At 60.2% G+C, this 15,441-nt stretch carries 13 protein-coding genes; 2 read left to right on the top strand and 11 right to left on the bottom strand.

Annotation, left to right across the window (positions count from 1 at the left end; genetic code table 11):
• Nucleotides 1-7 precede the first annotated feature (7 nt).
• Genes AAE484_RS08370 through glpK form a run of 4 tightly spaced genes read right to left on the bottom strand, consistent with a single transcriptional unit; the run spans nucleotide 8 to nucleotide 5,526 of the window.
• Nucleotides 8-2,323, bottom strand: a complete 2,316-nt coding sequence (locus AAE484_RS08370) for a putative bifunctional diguanylate cyclase/phosphodiesterase (RefSeq protein ID WP_341937917.1) — start codon at nucleotides 2,321-2,323, stop codon at nucleotides 8-10.
• Complete coding sequence (locus tag AAE484_RS08365) at nucleotides 2,316-2,747, bottom strand: hypothetical protein (RefSeq protein ID WP_341937916.1); 432 nt, start codon at nucleotides 2,745-2,747, stop codon at nucleotides 2,316-2,318. The genes AAE484_RS08370 and AAE484_RS08365 overlap by 8 nt, the downstream gene beginning before the upstream one ends.
• Before the next feature lie 10 nt (nucleotides 2,748-2,757).
• The gene (locus AAE484_RS08360) at nucleotides 2,758-4,011 is read right to left on the bottom strand and encodes a porin (protein ID WP_341937915.1); all 1,254 of its coding nucleotides are present in this window, start codon (nucleotides 4,009-4,011) and stop codon (nucleotides 2,758-2,760) included.
• A gap of 6 nt (nucleotides 4,012-4,017) precedes the next feature.
• Nucleotides 4,018-5,526, bottom strand: a complete 1,509-nt coding sequence (gene glpK, locus AAE484_RS08355; protein ID WP_341937914.1) for a glycerol kinase GlpK — start codon at nucleotides 5,524-5,526, stop codon at nucleotides 4,018-4,020.
• A 242-nt stretch (nucleotides 5,527-5,768) separates the two neighbouring features.
• Between glpK and AAE484_RS08350 the strand changes: the two genes are divergently transcribed.
• Nucleotides 5,769-6,230: a hypothetical protein gene (locus AAE484_RS08350; RefSeq protein ID WP_341937913.1), complete on the top strand. Its 462-nt coding sequence runs from the start codon at nucleotides 5,769-5,771 to the stop codon at nucleotides 6,228-6,230.
• Nucleotides 6,231-6,269: 39 nt separating this feature from the next.
• On the opposite strand, the gene AAE484_RS08345 is transcribed toward AAE484_RS08350, so the two are convergent.
• From AAE484_RS08345 to AAE484_RS08335, 3 genes are all read right to left on the bottom strand, one after another.
• Nucleotides 6,270-6,812 (bottom strand): cytochrome b, encoded by a 543-nt coding sequence (locus tag AAE484_RS08345; protein WP_341937912.1) that lies wholly within the window; start codon nucleotides 6,810-6,812, stop codon nucleotides 6,270-6,272.
• A gap of 169 nt (nucleotides 6,813-6,981) precedes the next feature.
• Nucleotides 6,982-8,256, bottom strand: a complete 1,275-nt coding sequence (gene gabT / locus AAE484_RS08340) for a 4-aminobutyrate--2-oxoglutarate transaminase (RefSeq protein ID WP_341937911.1) — start codon at nucleotides 8,254-8,256, stop codon at nucleotides 6,982-6,984.
• A gap of 12 nt (nucleotides 8,257-8,268) precedes the next feature.
• The gene (locus AAE484_RS08335) at nucleotides 8,269-9,111 is read right to left on the bottom strand and encodes a CLCA_X family protein (RefSeq protein WP_341937910.1); all 843 of its coding nucleotides are present in this window, start codon (nucleotides 9,109-9,111) and stop codon (nucleotides 8,269-8,271) included.
• 116 nt (nucleotides 9,112-9,227) lie between these two features.
• On the opposite strand from AAE484_RS08335, the gene AAE484_RS08330 reads away from it, so the two are divergent.
• Nucleotides 9,228-10,286, top strand: a complete 1,059-nt coding sequence (locus AAE484_RS08330) for an NAD(P)-dependent alcohol dehydrogenase (RefSeq protein WP_341937909.1) — start codon at nucleotides 9,228-9,230, stop codon at nucleotides 10,284-10,286.
• Nucleotides 10,287-10,293: 7 nt separating this feature from the next.
• On the opposite strand, the gene AAE484_RS08325 is transcribed toward AAE484_RS08330, so the two are convergent.
• From AAE484_RS08325 to AAE484_RS08310, 4 genes are all read right to left on the bottom strand, one after another.
• Nucleotides 10,294-12,255, bottom strand: coding sequence for an SLC13 family permease (locus tag AAE484_RS08325; protein WP_341937908.1), 1,962 nt, complete (start codon nucleotides 12,253-12,255; stop codon nucleotides 10,294-10,296).
• A 6-nt stretch (nucleotides 12,256-12,261) separates the two neighbouring features.
• The gene (locus AAE484_RS08320; RefSeq protein ID WP_341937907.1) at nucleotides 12,262-13,185 is read right to left on the bottom strand and encodes a hypothetical protein; all 924 of its coding nucleotides are present in this window, start codon (nucleotides 13,183-13,185) and stop codon (nucleotides 12,262-12,264) included.
• Complete coding sequence (locus AAE484_RS08315) at nucleotides 13,185-13,910, bottom strand: hypothetical protein (RefSeq protein WP_341937906.1); 726 nt, start codon at nucleotides 13,908-13,910, stop codon at nucleotides 13,185-13,187. The genes AAE484_RS08320 and AAE484_RS08315 overlap by 1 nt, the downstream gene beginning before the upstream one ends.
• Before the next feature lie 66 nt (nucleotides 13,911-13,976).
• Nucleotides 13,977-15,341: a deoxyguanosinetriphosphate triphosphohydrolase gene (locus tag AAE484_RS08310; RefSeq protein WP_341937905.1), complete on the bottom strand. Its 1,365-nt coding sequence runs from the start codon at nucleotides 15,339-15,341 to the stop codon at nucleotides 13,977-13,979.
• Between the last annotated feature and the right edge of the window lie 100 nt (nucleotides 15,342-15,441).

The raw sequence follows: 15,441 nt of genomic DNA, 5'->3' as shown, positions 1-15,441 counted from the left end.
GGGCGGGTTACTTCTCCTGCTGGCGCACCATTTGTGCAAACTGCTCCGCCGGCAAGGGTTCATTGCCGTAAAAGCCCTGAAATTCATCGCAGGCATAACCGCGCAGACAGTCATACTGGCCGACCGTTTCGACGCCTTCGGCCACCACCCTGAGCCCAAGACTTCGACCCACCGCGATGATCGCCTTGGTCAGCCCCTGATTTTCGGTCGAACGAACCAGATCGTGAATGAAGGAGCCGTCGATCTTGATGGTATCCACCGGGAACTGTTTCAGGTGCGACAGCGACGAATAGCCAGTGCCGAAATCATCGATGGCCACCCGAACGCCCATCTGTTTGAGGCTTTCGAGAATCTTGATGGTCTGCTGCATGTCGTGCATGACCATGCTCTCGGTGATTTCAACCTCCAGCAACCGCGGGTCCATCCCCGTTTCCTCAAGCGCCAGGGTAATATCGTCCAGCAGGTGCTCGTCGATGAACTGCCGGGCGGACAGGTTGATCGCCATGCTCAGGGCGGGAAAGCCTTCCTTCTGCCAGGCCACGTTCTGCTGACACGCGGTTCTGAATACCCAGCGACCAATGGGAATGATCAGTCCGTTTTCTTCGGCCAGCGGAATGAACTGCATCGGAAAGATAATGCCCAGCTCAGGGTGCTCCCAACGCAGCAGCGCCTCCATCCCGGTCACCTGTCCCGTGGCCATGTCGCGTTTGGCCTGGTAGTAAAGCCGGAACTGGTCGTGTTCGAGCGCGTTGCGCAGGCTGGACTCCAGCGACAGCCGCTCAAGAGAGTTGGTATTCAACTCATCGGAATAAAACTGGAAGTTGTTTTTGCCCTGCTCCTTGGCGTGATACATCGCCACGTCGGCATTTTTCATCAGGGTCTGCTCGTCATCGCCATCCTTCGGGAACAGCGTGACCCCAATGCTCACGGTCACCCGGAACTCCTGCCCCACCAGCGTGAAGGGCCTGGCGGCGGCCGAGAGAATTTTTTCAGCCACTGGTGCAACCTCACTGGAGACACGGATTTCCGGCAAGAGCACCACAAATTCATCGCCGCCCAGGCGGGCCACAATATCGCTGTCACGAACCGAGCGATTCAGCCGGGCCGCAATTTCCTTGAGCAAGTCATCGCCCGCCTCATGGCCCAGAGAGTCATTGATGGTTTTGAACCGGTCCAGATCGAGAAACAGCAGCGCAAAGCTTCTGTGATAACGGCGAGCCTGAAGCATTTCCTGAGTCAGCAATCGGCTGAAAAACGCGCGATTGGGCAGCTCCGTCAGGCTATCGTGAAATGCCAGATACTCCACGCGCCGGGCATGCTCGATCCGCTCTTCCAGCACCCGGGAGCGCTCTTTCTGCAGTCGCCAGCTCAGCCACCCCAACAGCCCCAGGATGGCGATCAACAGTACACTGGCGCCCGCCGATCGCCACAGATAGACCCGCCGGGCCTCGACTGCACCCGCCATTTGCTCCCGCTCTGAAAGCCCGACGACAATGGCCAGGGGGTACTGGTACATTTCTCTGGCAATCGTGTATCGGCGGGTGTTATCCCACCGGTTGAGCTGAACCTCGGCTTCCCCCTCCAGGTCATCCATCACCCAGGAGTCGTAGTCGATCTGCTCGCCCACCGACACAGTGTCACCGCTGCGGCGGGCCCGAAAGACCCCGTCGGTGCCCACGATCCCCAGCACACCCTGCTCCCCCAGGGCAGAAGGGTCATAGCCACTGACAAAATAACTGGCATCGACCATCAGCATCACCAGCCCGTGACGGTTGTTTTCACGCTCAAACCGGCGAGCAAAATACAATGTCTCGTCCCCGTCGGGATGTTGCTGAGGCTTGCCTACCACCATCGAAGCGCTTTGCAGTGCCCGGCGCCGCGTATCAGGGGAGATCCGTTCCTCGGCGGTGATGTCCTGGTTGGCGGCCAGCGTGTCGCCGTTGTCGTCGGCCACTACCACGGTGAACAACAGCGCCGGGGGCAGCAAGCCCCGGTCCGCCAGATCCTGCAAACTCTCCTCGGGTGATTGGCGGCGCAGGTCGTAGCGCACAAGCTTCAATGTTTGATCGATCTCACGCAGGGCTCTCACTACCTGGGCTTCATAGGTGTTGGCGACATCGACCGTCAAAGCCGCCGCCGCCCGATCCGCCGCCGCGCGTTCCCGTGCGATGAGATTGAACGTTACGCTCCACAGAATGGCCAGCACCACCAGTGTGACGATAGCAAACAGAACCGAGGGGTCCATCAGGTGGTGCCAGCGGCCTTTGGCTTTTGCACCCTCTTGCGTGTGTGGCCCGGTTGTTGGCGTCTCGTTGCTACTCAATGTCCAGAACCCGTAATGTGTTGTCCACCGGCACCTGGTTGGAGTCGATGTAGCCAATGGCCGTGCGATCATCTGACACAACGTCGGCCACCGCCTGACTGTCGGAAACACTCCGCGGTGGCTGCCCCCGACCGGTAAAGATCAGGCGCGACCAATGCGATTTGATCTGGGCGGGCGAGCGGCCCAGGTACTCTTGATAAAACTGTTCATGAGCGGGGGAGCGGTCGGACTGGTCGATCGGTGTCAGGCTTTCACCATTGGGCAGGCTGACCGACCGGCCCAGATAGAGGTCGGACAGTTGAGCACGGCTCAACGAGTCCAGGGCGTTATCGGCCGACACCACCACGACCACCTCGGCCGCAGCGATGCTGGTCAGCAGGCTCAACAACAGCCCACAAGCCACCCCTGTCAGTCGTTTTAGCATGGCGATCACCTTAAAATACGAAGTCGAGTGTGGTGCTGAACAGGGTCATCGTGCCACCCCGTTCAAAGCCCGGCTGGTCATTCGCCAGAACCCCTTCGGAGTCCGCTCCCAGATCGATGTGATCGAACTGCACCTTGAGCGCCACACTGCGAGCAAAATCCCAGCGAATACCGGCGGCGACACGGCCCTGTCGCGCGGCGTCATTCAACGCTTCGTTCAACAGGGCGTTGAGCGGTTGCGCCTGGGGCGCATCAATTCCCGGGTGAGAGGTCTCGCTGAAAACTTCCCGGTCGGCCAGGGTAAGGTAGGGGGTCAGGGCACCCAACCGGTAGCCACCGGTGATGTACCAGCCGCGATTGTCGCCCACCAGAGTCCGGCTCCGGTTGCGCGCCCATTCGGCCATCACAAACCAGTCACCCGGATCATAGCGAGTACCAATACTCATGACTTCAAAGCGTTCATCGTCGATATGGTACCGATCGGCGATGGCCTCACCCGGGGGACCAAACGCCCGGTAGCCTTCAAACAGGCCATCGAAGGCATCCACCGTCAAGCGGATGTTGGTATAGCTGGCAAACAGTGTGGTCGCCCCCCACTCCAGAGTGTTGGCCAGGGTGATGCCGTTCTCGGCATCGACGGTAACCTCAATCTGATCTTCCGGGACGTTCGCATCTTTACTGCCATACAGGACCTGCAGCGTATTGGTGGCCTGACCGAAGCGGGCACGATAGCTCAGACTCAGACCATCCGTGTTGGTCACCGGCACCAGGTGATACACCTCGGGGGGCGGACGGCTTGAGGGGGTGGCGTAACCCACCTTGCGGTACTCCGAGGTCATGTACGTTGGCAGCACCATGCGTCCGACGCGCAGCTGCAGATTCCGGGTGATGTCAAAACTGATATTGGCCCACTCAACGGCCGGGTTATAGGTGCCGTCGTGTTGCTGCTCCATCACAAACTGGAGCACCCCCGAGGTTCGGGGCGCCAGATCGGCGGACAGCTGAAGCCCCAGCTTGGTATCCACTTTGGCGCTCCAGTCACCGCTGTGACCTACGCCCTCGGGAGCCAGCAAGCTGGATACGAAGTCCGCCTGGTCTTCATCGGAATGCACAATGCCCAGGGTGCCAAACCCGTCCAGGTTCAGCCTGGAGGACGCCGCAGCCACCGGCGTGGAGGCCAGGAGGGCGGCAGCAATCGCGGTGGTAAGCATGGCGAAGGCGGCACAGCGTGTGCCCCGGGAGGCCATCCACTTCGTTATAACCATAGAATTTCAACCTTTCAGGGTCATGTTTTTATTGTCATTGTAACAGGTCCGCGCTACCGCCCGCTGCCACCCTGCCAGCATGGGGGTACGCTCCTCGCGGCTCATCTGGGTCTCACAGCGCCGCTCCAGCTGCCAGGTCTGGGCCACCTCATCCAGACTCCGGAACAGCCCCAGCTGCAGGCCCGCCAGGCGGGCCGCGCCCAGGGCGGTGGTCTCGATAATGGTCGGGCGCTCCACCGGCACCTCCACGATATCCGCCAGCATCTGGAGCAACCAGTTGTTGGCGACCATCCCCCCGTCCACCCGCAGGGTATCGGGGCGGGCTCCGGCATCGTCGCTCATGGCCTGAAAGAGATCCCGGGTCTGATAGCACACCGCCTCCAGAGCGGCCCGCGCCAGTTCGGCCCGACCGCTATCGCGGGTGAGGCCACAGAGCACGCCCCGAGCTTCCGGGTCCCAGTGGGGCGCCCCCAGCCCGGTGAAGGCCGGCACCAGGTACACGCCCTTATTGGAGTCCAGACTGCGGGCCAAAGCTTCGGTTTCCTCTGCTTTTTCAATGACGCCGAGCTTGTCGCGTAACCACTGGACCGCGGCGCCCGCCACAAAGATCGCGCCTTCCAGCGCATAGGTTGTTTTGCCATTGAGGCGATAGGCTACGGTAGTCAGCAACCGGTGCTGGGACAGCCGGGGCGTCTCCCCGATATTCATCAGGGCAAAGCAGCCCGTTCCGTAGGTACTTTTGACCATGCCCGGCTGAAAGCAGGCCTGGCCGATAAGGGCGGCATGCTGGTCCCCCGCCACCCCGGCGATGGGCAGCTCCCGCCCATCCAGACCTTCGGTGGCCAGACCAAAATCGGAAGCGCAGTCATGCACCCGGGGCAACATGGCCTCTGGGATGGCAAATATCCTCAGTAACTCGGGGTCCCAGCGCTGCTCGTGAATATTGAACAGGAGGGTGCGCCCGGCATTGGTGGCGTCGGTGGCGTGCACCCGGCCTCCGGTAAAAATCCAGATAAGCCAGGTGTCCATGGTGCCGAACAGCAGCTCCCCCCGCTCGGCCCGGGCCCGGGCACCATCCACCCGCTCCAGAATCCAGGCCACCTTGGTGGCGGAAAAGTACGGATCCAGCAGCAACCCGGTACGCGCCCTCACTTCATCTTCCAGGCCCTGATCGGCCAGGGCGCGACACTGACCGGCGGTGCGCCGGTCCTGCCAGACGATGGCGGGGTGAATGGGCTTGCCGGTCTGCCGATCCCAGACCACTGTGGTTTCACGCTGATTGGTGATGCCAATGCCCAACACAGCCTGGTCTTTGCCAAGCCCCGTCAACGCTTCCCGACAGACCGCTGTGGTCACCTCCCAGATCTGCTCGGCGTCGTGCTCCACCCAACCGTCGTCGGGGAAGTGCTGGTCAAACTCGCGCTGGGCGCTGCTGACCAGCTGCCCGTCCGGCGTAAAAACCATGGCGCGACTGCTGGTCGTGCCCTGGTCGATGGCCAGTATGCAATTGGACATAGTGGTGCTCCTGTCGTTTTTGATATTTTGGAATCTTATCTGATCTCCCAAGGATAGCACTTCACCTCTCTCCCTAGAGTTGTGCTTCGAGTCTCACCCCCGGCATGAACCAGCCAGCACTTTCTGAATTTCATGGATGAAAAATGCGAAAGCTGTGCACCTTCGCGCATTTTTTGGAGAGGTTCCGATGCACACTCGGCGGTCATTGGTATTGATGATCAGACCACCGGGGGATTTTGACCATGGGAACACTGTTCGCGTTTGTGATTGGCGCTTTTCTGGGCATGGTGGTGACCGCCAGCCTGTACCGAAACCGGGACTCCCGGAACGTCTGCAACGCCATTGCCAGCGTGCAGCGCTATCTGGAGACCGACGACCTGAAGCCGCTGGACAAAATGACGGGCAAGCTCAAGCTGCATCTGGACCTGATCAACGAAGCCGATGAACTGGTGGTTCGTAGCGAGTGGGCTCAACAGCAGAAAAGCCGGTTTGTGTCCCAGGCGGTAAAAATCATCCGTTTGCGCAACAGGGGCGAAGCAAAGGCGCAGCAAGAGCGATTGCTTCTGGCCCAGAAAGGGCTGAAGCAATCCGGTCGGAATCTGCTGGGGTATTTTCAGTTCCCGAGTTTTCTCTGGCTTCGGGCGACGCTGGCGCGGCTGATGGTGGATACCCGTAAGCAGGTGACCGCGCTACGCACCTCGTAGAGCCCCGGTGTGGGCTCTAAGGCTTTTCCGTTCAGAGTCTCAACGATCACTCGGCGACACGGAGAGCTCGGCTGGAGTGAGGTGCCGACGCTGCCAGAAATAGTGAAACGCCCCGACGATATGAAACAGCAGAAGCGCCGGGAGCACATACAGCCCTGTATACACATGAAACAACTCCGCTGGCCCGTGCAGAAACGCGAGGCTTTCCAGCGGAATGAGCACCGTGAACCAGCCGAACACATTCACGCCCTCATTCTCCGTAAACAAATAGAGTGGCCCCGTGATCACCTGAATCAATAACAGCCAGAGCACCAACCGGTGCACCCAGGCAGCCGCTACACGTTGCCAGCGCACCTCCCCCTGTGTCGGCGGAAAGCCCTGATAGAGCCGGTAGCCGACACGCCACAGCACGAACCAGAAAGCAAAAAATCCCAGCCCGACATGGGCGGACATGATGTAGCCTTCGGCGCTATCCGGAGCCCCGGCGGCCATCAGCCCCAACACCAGCATGGCGGTGACCAGCAATACCGTCACCCAGTGGTTGATGACCGATATGGCAGAGTAGCCCGTTGTGTCATTCATTGAGCACCTCCCTTCAGGATTGGAATAGGTCCAGGGATAGTAACCCGGATTTGCGACAGTTTAATTGATTGATTCGAGATCAGAGAATGAAAAAGGGGGAAGTAAGGATCAATTGAGGAGGGGTGATTGGCAGCGGACGCTGGGGAAGCGCCCGCTGCACAACAAATGCTTAGGCCAGTTCGGCCAGCACTTCTTCCACGATGTTCAGGCCTTCTTCCAGGACGTCGTCCTGGATGGTGACCGGCATCAGGAAGCGGATGGAGTTGCCATGCATCCCGCAGGTCAGAATGATGAGGCCCTTTTCTTTGGCCTTTTTCATCACCTGCGCCGCCAGATCGGCACGAGGCTCGCGGCCCTTCTTGTCAGTGACCAGCTCAAACGCGGCCATGGCGCCCAGGTTACGGCCATTGTCCACGCACTCGAACTGATCCTGCCACTTGGCGAAACGCTTGGCCAGCTTCTCACCCAGGCGCTGGCTCATACCCAGGATGTCCTCTTCTTTGAACACGTCCATCACGGCCAGAACCGCCGCGCAGGAGACCGGGCTGCCGGTGTAGGTGCCGCCCAGGGAATTGGGGCCGGAGCTGTCCATGTGCTTGTCGGTGCCCACGACCGCTGAGATCGGCATGCCATCGGCCATGCTTTTGGCCACGGTCATCATGTCCGGCTCAACGCCACTGTGCTCAATGGCAAACATCTTGCCGGTGCGACCGAAACCGCTCTGCACTTCATCGACGATCATCAGAATGCCGTGCTCATCACAGATCTCACGCACCGCCTTGAGGAACTCGGGCGACGCGGCATAAAAACCACCTTCGCCCAACACCGGTTCGATGAAGATGGCGGCGGTGTCCTTGGGATTGGAGTCAGTCTTCAGAGTCATTTCCAGACCGCGCAGCGCCTGCTCTTCACTCATGCCATGATAGGGCACGGGGAAGGGAGCGCGGAATACCAGCCCGGGCATGGGGCCGAAATCGCCCTGATAGGGATTGACCTTGCCATTCATGGCCATGGTCATGAAGGTGCGGCCGTGGTAGCCGCCATCGAAACAGATGACATTGTTACGACCGGTCGCCGAGCGGGCGATTTTCAGGGCATTCTCTACCGCTTCGGCGCCGGAGTTGGCGAGCATCACCTTGGCGTGACCGCGTACCGGTGCCACCTTGCTGAGCGCTTCGGCCACCTGGACATAACCCTCGTAGGGCATGACGGTCTGACAGGTGTGCATCAGCTTGTCCAGCTGTGCCTTTACGGCAGCAACGACCTTGGGGTGACGGTGACCGATGTTCAACACACCAATACCACCGGCAAAATCGATCATGCGTTTGCCGTCCGCGTCCCACACTTCCGAGTTCTCGGCGTGGTCGGCAAACTGATTGTTGGGGCTGGCGGCGCCGGCGGCGACGTAGCGATCTTTCAGGGCTTGCAGGTCTTTGTTGCTCACTGTAATTCTCCTTTAAGAGTTGGTACCGGACGACTGCGATAGCGCCCGTCCAAGCTGAGTAAAATACTGATGAAAGGCCGCGTTGATACGTTCACGCTGATCGCCTTGTGGGTAGAGGCCAAGTCTGGCTTCGTCGGATTGGCGGGTGCCCTGAACCAGAAATCCGTTTTTTATCGGGGCATCCTGCACAAAAGCTTCAAACGCACGAGCGCACAGCTCCTCAGGTAAAGTATAGTAAATAACACCCAATCGCTCATCCTGAAGCGCAGACTGCCGGAACAGCTCACTGGGTGCCTGCCCCGATTCGTTGACCAATACAGTGCGGTAACAATTACGCAACAGCTCGTTCAGCGGATGACTGACCGGGGGCGCACCATCCAGCCAGGCCTTGGAGCCAAATCGCATGGGTGCGCCTTCCAGCGCAAAGGCCTTGCGGCAAATGTAGTGATCAAACGCATGAAACCATTCGTGGGCGATACTGCCCGGGCCCGCGTTTTTGGCCAGCGCAAAGGTATGGGTGGCCGGCTCGTAATGGGCGGCGACGCCACGCTGGCCCCCGGTGCCGTACTGCAGCGCCAGCGTACCCCGCAGGGAAATCAGCGCTTCCGGTCCGCTCAATATGGCCATTAAATCACACAATGCATCGTGAAACAGGGTGGCGGCCCGCAATTTCTCGGGTTCTGTCACCCAGCGACCGATCGCAATTGATCTGAAATTGAACCGACGACGAATATCCAGGAATGATGTTGAGGCCTGGGATCCATGCGCCGGGCCTCGCCGGTGAAAGGCTCTGGACAGCAGGGTAGCGCCTGTCGGGGCCTCGTGATTTGCCTTGGCGCTGTACCTCTGTACCATGAAATGACCGTCAACGATTAACAGGGCGCCGCCCCCGGAAGAGGCCACGACAGTTCACATGATGCCACAGCCTCGGCCGTCGCCCAACCATCCACTCAGGAAACAGGACCCAATCCATGACCGCAACGAAAGCCTATGCCGCCCAATCCGCCAGCTCGGGCCTGAGCCCTTTCACCCTGGATCGGCGCGACCTGCGGCCCGATGACGTCGCCATTGAGATCGACTACTGCGGGGTCTGCCACACCGATATCCACTTTGCCGAGAACGATTGGGGCTTTTCAGTCTATCCGGTGGTACCAGGCCACGAGATCATCGGCCGGGTCACCGCCGTGGGCGACAAGGTCAGCCAGTACAAAGCCGGCGACCGGGTCGGTGTGGGCTGCATGGTGGATTCCTGCCGCCACTGCTCGGCCTGCGAATCCGGCCTGGAGCAATACTGCTTTGAGGGGATGACCGGCACCTACAACGGCGAGGATCGCCGCGATGGCAGCATCACCTACGGGGGCTACTCCGACAAGGTGGTGGTCAGCGAGCGCTTTGTCCTGCGTATTCCCGACAAGCTCGATCCGGCCGCCGCGGCGCCACTGCTGTGTGCCGGCATCACCACCTACTCTCCCCTGCGGCACTACGGCGTCAAGGCCGGCGATAAAGTCGGCGTACTGGGCATGGGCGGCCTGGGCCATATGGGCGTGAAGTTCGCCAAGGCCCTGGGTGCCGAAGTGACCATTTTCACCCGCTCCGAGGCCAAAGTCGCCGAAGCCAGACAACAGGGCGCCGATCATGTGATCATTTCCTCGGATGAAAAGCAGATGGAGGCGGCCACGGAGCAGTTCGATTTTCTGCTCGACACCATTCCGGTACAGCACGATCTGAACCCCTACCTCAACTGCCTGCGTTTTGACGGCAAGCACATCGTGGTGGGGCAGATTGATACCATTGAACCACCAGTGCACACCGGCAGTCTGATCATGAAGCGCCGGGTTCTGGCCGGCTCCATCATCGGCGGGATTCCCGAGACCCAGGAGGTGCTGGACTTCTGCGCGGAGCACGACATCAGCTGCGATGTTGAAATGATCAATATGCAGGACATCAACACCGCCTACGAGCGCATGAAAAAAGGCGATGTGAAATACCGGTTTGTAATTGACATGCAGAGCCTCAAAGCCGAGGCCTAGCGGTCCACTACAGCGGCCATATCCACAGCAGAAGGGGCGTGCCGAGGGCGATCACGATCAGCTCCATCGGCAGGCCCAGTCGCCAGTAGTCACCGAAGCGGAAACCGCCGGGACCCAGGATCAGGGTGTTGTTCTGGTGGGCAATGGGTGTCAGAAACGCACAGGAGGCGCCCACTGCCACCGACATCAGAAAGGTATCGGCATTCACGCCCAGTTGGTCGGCACTGCTGATGGCAATCTGGCACATCACCGCGGCCGTGGCGGCGTTGTTCATGAAGCTCGACAGCACCATGGTCACCACCATGATGATCACCAGCGCAATGATCGCACTGCCCATCGAGAACCAGTCCAACAACCAGACCGCGATCAGATCCGCCGCGCCGGTGCTGGCCATCACGCCCGCCACCGGCATCATGGCCGCAAGTAACACCACCACCGGCCAGTCGACCGACTCATATACCTGACGCAGCGGCAGGACACGCAGCGCCATATAGGCGAGCATGGCACCGGCGAAGGCCACTGCGGCGGGCAACCAGCCCAGAGCCGCCACCAGGACCGCGGCCGCCATCACCCCCACCGCGGTGGCCGCTTTGCCCTTGTCGGGCATGCCGATGGCGCGTTCGGCCAGGGGAATGCACCCGAAGTCCCGGGCGAAGGCCCCCAACGCATCGTTGGTGCCCTGCATCAGCAGCACATCGCCCGCGTGTACCCGGGTGGAGCGCAGCCGTTTGATGGAACGCTGCCCCTGGCGCGACAGGGCCAGCAGGTTGATGCCGTAGCGTGAGCGCAGGTGAATATCGCTGACCGTACGGCCGATCAGGTCGGAATCCGGCATGGCCACCAACTCCTGCAAGGTCAGGTCGGTCTCTTCCGGGCTCTTTTTTTCGCGTCCTTCCAGCTCGTCATCCGCCTCCGGGTCGTCAGACTCGACGCGGTTTCTGTCGATATTGTCTTGTCGGGCCTCGGGAGTCTTGCTCGACGCTACGCCCTCTTGCTCAGTCTCGTCCTCAGGCTCCTCTTCATGATCCTCTTCATGGCCCTCCTCTTGGTCCTCTTCAGGCTCTTCCTCAGATTCCTCTTCGAAGGCCTCTTCCAACGCCAACCCCAGACTGGACAGCACACTCGATAAGGCCTCGGGCTCAGACTCCAGCACCAGGATGTCGCCCTCGCGCAACACCCGATTGGCGTGCGGCGCCATCACGCGCATGTCACTTCGCACCATGCCCACGATCTGGGCCTCGCCTTCATCGAGCATCTGCTCAACGTCACCCAGCCGCTTGCCCACCACTTTGTTCTTTTCGCTCACGCGCACTTCGGTAATATAGGTGCCGGTATCAAAGCCCTCGGCCCCCGCCGGCTCGCGCCTGGGCACCAGTCGCCAGCCCAGCAGCGCAATAAAGGCCACCCCCGCGAGCGCCACCAGGCCGCCCACGGGAGAGAAGTCGAACATCCGGAAGGGCTCGCCCATCTCCTCGGCACGAAAGCCGGACACAATCAGGTTGGGCGGCGTACCGATCAGCGTGGTCATACCCCCCAGAATGGTGCCAAACGCCAGGGGCATCAGCACCGCCCCCGGTGGCACCCCCTGTTTGTTGGCCAGTTGTATGCCGATGGGCATCAACAGCGCCAGCGCCCCCACGTTGTTCATGAAGGCCGACAGCACGGCTCCGAGGCCTGTCAGGGCGGCAATGCCCAGCGCCAGGCCGCCACTTTTGGGCAGAACCTTCTGCGCCATGACATCAATGGCCCCGGTGAGCTGAAGCCCGCGACTGAGTACCAGCACACAGGCCACGGTAATCACCGCCCCGTGACCAAAACCGGAAAAGGCCTCATCCCCGGGAATCAGCCCGGCCACGACACAGGCCAGCAGCGCCGCCAGAGCCACCATATCGTGCCGCCAGCGGCCCCACAGAAACAGACCGATGCTGGCGGCCAGGATGGCGAGAATGATGGCTTGGTCTTGGGTCATGGCGCTTTACTCCAGGCGCAAATGGTCCAGATGAATCGTCTGCTTTTCTGAAATATTAGTGGCGAACAGTAACAGACGTCCAATCCCGGCCAGATTCATGTCGCGCCCGGCGGGCGCTTCGCGCACTTCCGCCAGTGAAATGCGATAGTGATTCCAGCCGGGCGCCAGCTCCAGACGTTTGTTGAGGCGGTCGTCGTAGCGATTGGAGTGCCGATCATGCCGGTGATCATTGATGCGCAGAGTCATCACCAGTGGCTGCTCGGTGTGCAGGGAAAACGCCAGCCACTGATAACCACGCCAGTCACTGACCAGGTGGTTCAGGCTGGCGCCGGTATAGCGTCGCTCACCACTGGGGTCGCCCAGCGGGATGGCCAGGCTGTATTCGCCCTGAGCCACCGGCTCGGTCACACGCTTGAGCCCCCCACTCCAGGACGCAAGGTCGCGCTGATGCTCAAAGTCCGACAGTACCGGGAACTGTTGCACCCGGTGGTAGTGACTCAATAACTCGCTACCCAAACCGGCCAACTGCCAGAGCAGTAACAGTGATGACAGGAACCGTCCCGTCCAGACGCGCCAGTCGGGCCGCAGCCCCCAGAAAAGCCCGAACCAGGTACCGATGAGGTTGCGCATCACATCGTTCCAACTGGCATCGCGCCCCACTTGAGACTGGATTGCTTCGATGACCAGGCTGGAAAAAAACACCGCAAGACTCAGGAACAACCAGCGCCGAGGCGTATCCAGGCGAATCCAGTGTCCGAGCCACACAATGAACAGGGCAAAGAACACCATGTGTCCCTGGCTCCAGGCCGTGCGGTACACAGGCGGGGAAACCCAGTCGGGCCCGCCGATAAAAAACAGTGGCACCGCTACCAGCAAAGGCAGAAGCAGCCAGCGGCGCCATATCGAGCGAACCCGATCCCCCTCGTCCATCAATAGTGATACCCAATGGTCAACATATAGGCAGGCTCATTCAGTTCGGTGCGGCCCCAACGATCAAAATCCAGTTCGCCCTTCAGCCGGCGAACATTGATCCCCAGATTGATCTTCCGGTTGACCGTAAATTCCAGGCCGAAACGGGCGTAAGGTGCCAGTATCAGATCCCATTCTGCACCGCTCAGATCAACCGACAGGCGATTGCCATCGCTCACGTCGTCATAGTAGTAGTCTGGATTGCCGACTCGGCCCCAGTAGAGCGCTGGCCCAGTGGAGGCATAGACCCGCACCCAGTCAACCGGACGCAGACTGACGAAACCGCCCAGAGAAAAGTCACCCAGCCATTGTTCACTGCTGACCCTGACTTGTGAATTGCGGCCGGCAAGGAACAGGCCGTAACCACTATTGCTGTTGTGGCCTACCTGGGCACCCATTTCCCATCCGTACTGAAAATCGCCGTGCTCACTCGCCAGCTGGCCCACAAAACCGAAAGTATCAAAGGACTGCTCCCATTCCGTCATGGGAGTGGAAGCCTCCGTCTCCCGGCCCCGGGAATAAGTGTCGAAAACTCCCACAGTGGCCTGCACATAGCGAGTGGGGCTGTGGTTCATCCGGGACGTTAAATAAGAGTACTGAGCGCTGACGGTTGCAGGCCAGAACGCGGCCGCCGCCAAAATCCCAACGTAAACAAAAAAGTTCACCCGGTGCTTTTTATTAATCATTCTCAATACATCCATTTTCGGCCTCCTGTTGCCTGTTATTGACGGCCGGTGGTTACCGCTCAATTATCAAAACCGCGCCTGTCCCATACCATTGAACTGCTTGGCCAGATTGGTGGCGTAGTTGTCCGTCATGCCGCTGATGTAGTCAATCACTGCCATCAGCGCCTGATACTTGTAGCTTCCCTCTTTGGCGAATACCGAGGGGTGAAAGTTGTTATCGCCCATCAGCGCGCGCACGCGATTGTCTTTGTAGGTCACCTGTTCCGGGTCGCCCAGCAACGCATCCACGGCGCCGCACAACGTGCTCAGCAGAGTGCCGATGGTATTGTAGGCGCCGATTTCCAGCTCCACCCGCTGGGCGTGATTGAAAATACGCTGGCGCGCCAGGTCCTTGGCGGCGGCCACTGCGTCGCGCACCTTGGGCTCGCAGAGCGCGATCAGATCGCCCTGCACCCGCCCGGCAAGAAAGTCTTCCTGATGCGCCATAAAGGCTTCGGCACCGGCATCGATCAGGGCGCCAATCACCTTGCCCCGCAATATCGCGGGTTTACGCCCATCGTCCACCCGGGCCAGATTCTTTTCCAGCTCGGCCAATTGCGCCGGTTCAATCACCGAGCTCAAGATGTCATAGACTTCCGGCCAGTTGAGCAGCCCCATTTCCAGGCCGTCTTCCAGGTCGAGAATGCAATAACAAAAGTCGTCCGCCGCTTCCATCAGGTACACCAGTGGATGGCGACAGTACCAATGCTCCCCCACCGGAAGCAGGCCGGTGTGGTGGGCAATCTCGTGAAAGTAGTCCAGCTCAGTCTGGAAGACGCCATACTTGTTATTTTTGGGTCGCTGGTTCTGCACGCTCGGCGTCGCCGTCCAGGGGTATTTAATTGAGGCGCCGAGTGTGGCGTAGGTCAGTCGCATGCCCTCCTCGTACTGATAATACTCCAGCGTGGTCAGCACCCGCAGGCTCTGGGCATTGCCTTCAAACAGGCGGATATCATCCCGTTCGGCTTCGGTGAGCGCCTCCAGATACTGGCGCCCCTCTTTCTGAAACCAGTTGCGGATGGCCTCCTCCCCGGTATGACCGAAGGGCGGGTTGCCGATGTCGTGGGCCAGACAGCTGGCCTGCACAATATCCCCGATGTCGGTCGGCAGCACCGGCTCGGGCAGATCGCCCCGGGCCTGGAGAGCGTTGCCCACCCGCATTCCCAATGTCCGCCCAACGCAGGCTACCTCGAGGCTGTGGGTCAGCCGGTTGTGAACATGGTCATTGGCCGCCAGTGGATGCACCTGGGTTTTGCGCGCCAGACGACGGAAGGCGCCGGAGAAGGTAATCTTGTCGTGATCGGAGTAAAACGCGGAGCGCCCCTCCTCGCTTTTGGCGGGGCGCCGGCCCAGACGCTCGGCACAGAGCAGTTGTTCCCAGTTCATGGTCATGCAATCGATCCTCGAGGGCCTGATAATACAGTTCTGCAATGTACCCCAGTATGAATCATCAGCACAAACCCGCCCAACATTAGGGCGCCATGCCCAAGCG

Origin of the sequence: Marinimicrobium sp. C2-29, assembly GCF_038419845.1 — a bacterium.
In the GTDB taxonomy this organism is placed as follows: Bacteria; Pseudomonadota; Gammaproteobacteria; order Pseudomonadales; family Cellvibrionaceae; genus Marinimicrobium.
The sequence above is the reverse complement of the archived record's forward strand: the minus strand, read 5'-3'. Positions and strand labels throughout refer to the sequence as shown.

Coding starts and splice junctions, on each gene's coding strand:
- AAE484_RS08310 (WP_341937905.1), bottom strand. CDS start 15,341: ATGACCATGAACTGGGAACAACTGCTCTGTGCCGAGCGTCTGGGCCGG.
- AAE484_RS08350 (WP_341937913.1), top strand. CDS start 5,769: ATGGGAACACTGTTCGCGTTTGTGATTGGCGCTTTTCTGGGCATGGTG.
- AAE484_RS08360 (WP_341937915.1), bottom strand. CDS start 4,011: ATGGTTATAACGAAGTGGATGGCCTCCCGGGGCACACGCTGTGCCGCC.
- AAE484_RS08330 (WP_341937909.1), top strand. CDS start 9,228: ATGACCGCAACGAAAGCCTATGCCGCCCAATCCGCCAGCTCGGGCCTG.
- AAE484_RS08345 (WP_341937912.1), bottom strand. CDS start 6,812: ATGAATGACACAACGGGCTACTCTGCCATATCGGTCATCAACCACTGG.
- AAE484_RS08325 (WP_341937908.1), bottom strand. CDS start 12,255: ATGACCCAAGACCAAGCCATCATTCTCGCCATCCTGGCCGCCAGCATC.
- AAE484_RS08335 (WP_341937910.1), bottom strand. CDS start 9,111: ATGGTACAGAGGTACAGCGCCAAGGCAAATCACGAGGCCCCGACAGGC.
- AAE484_RS08315 (WP_341937906.1), bottom strand. CDS start 13,910: ATGATTAATAAAAAGCACCGGGTGAACTTTTTTGTTTACGTTGGGATT.
- glpK (WP_341937914.1), bottom strand. CDS start 5,526: ATGTCCAATTGCATACTGGCCATCGACCAGGGCACGACCAGCAGTCGC.
- AAE484_RS08320 (WP_341937907.1), bottom strand. CDS start 13,185: ATGGACGAGGGGGATCGGGTTCGCTCGATATGGCGCCGCTGGCTGCTT.
- AAE484_RS08365 (WP_341937916.1), bottom strand. CDS start 2,747: ATGCTAAAACGACTGACAGGGGTGGCTTGTGGGCTGTTGTTGAGCCTG.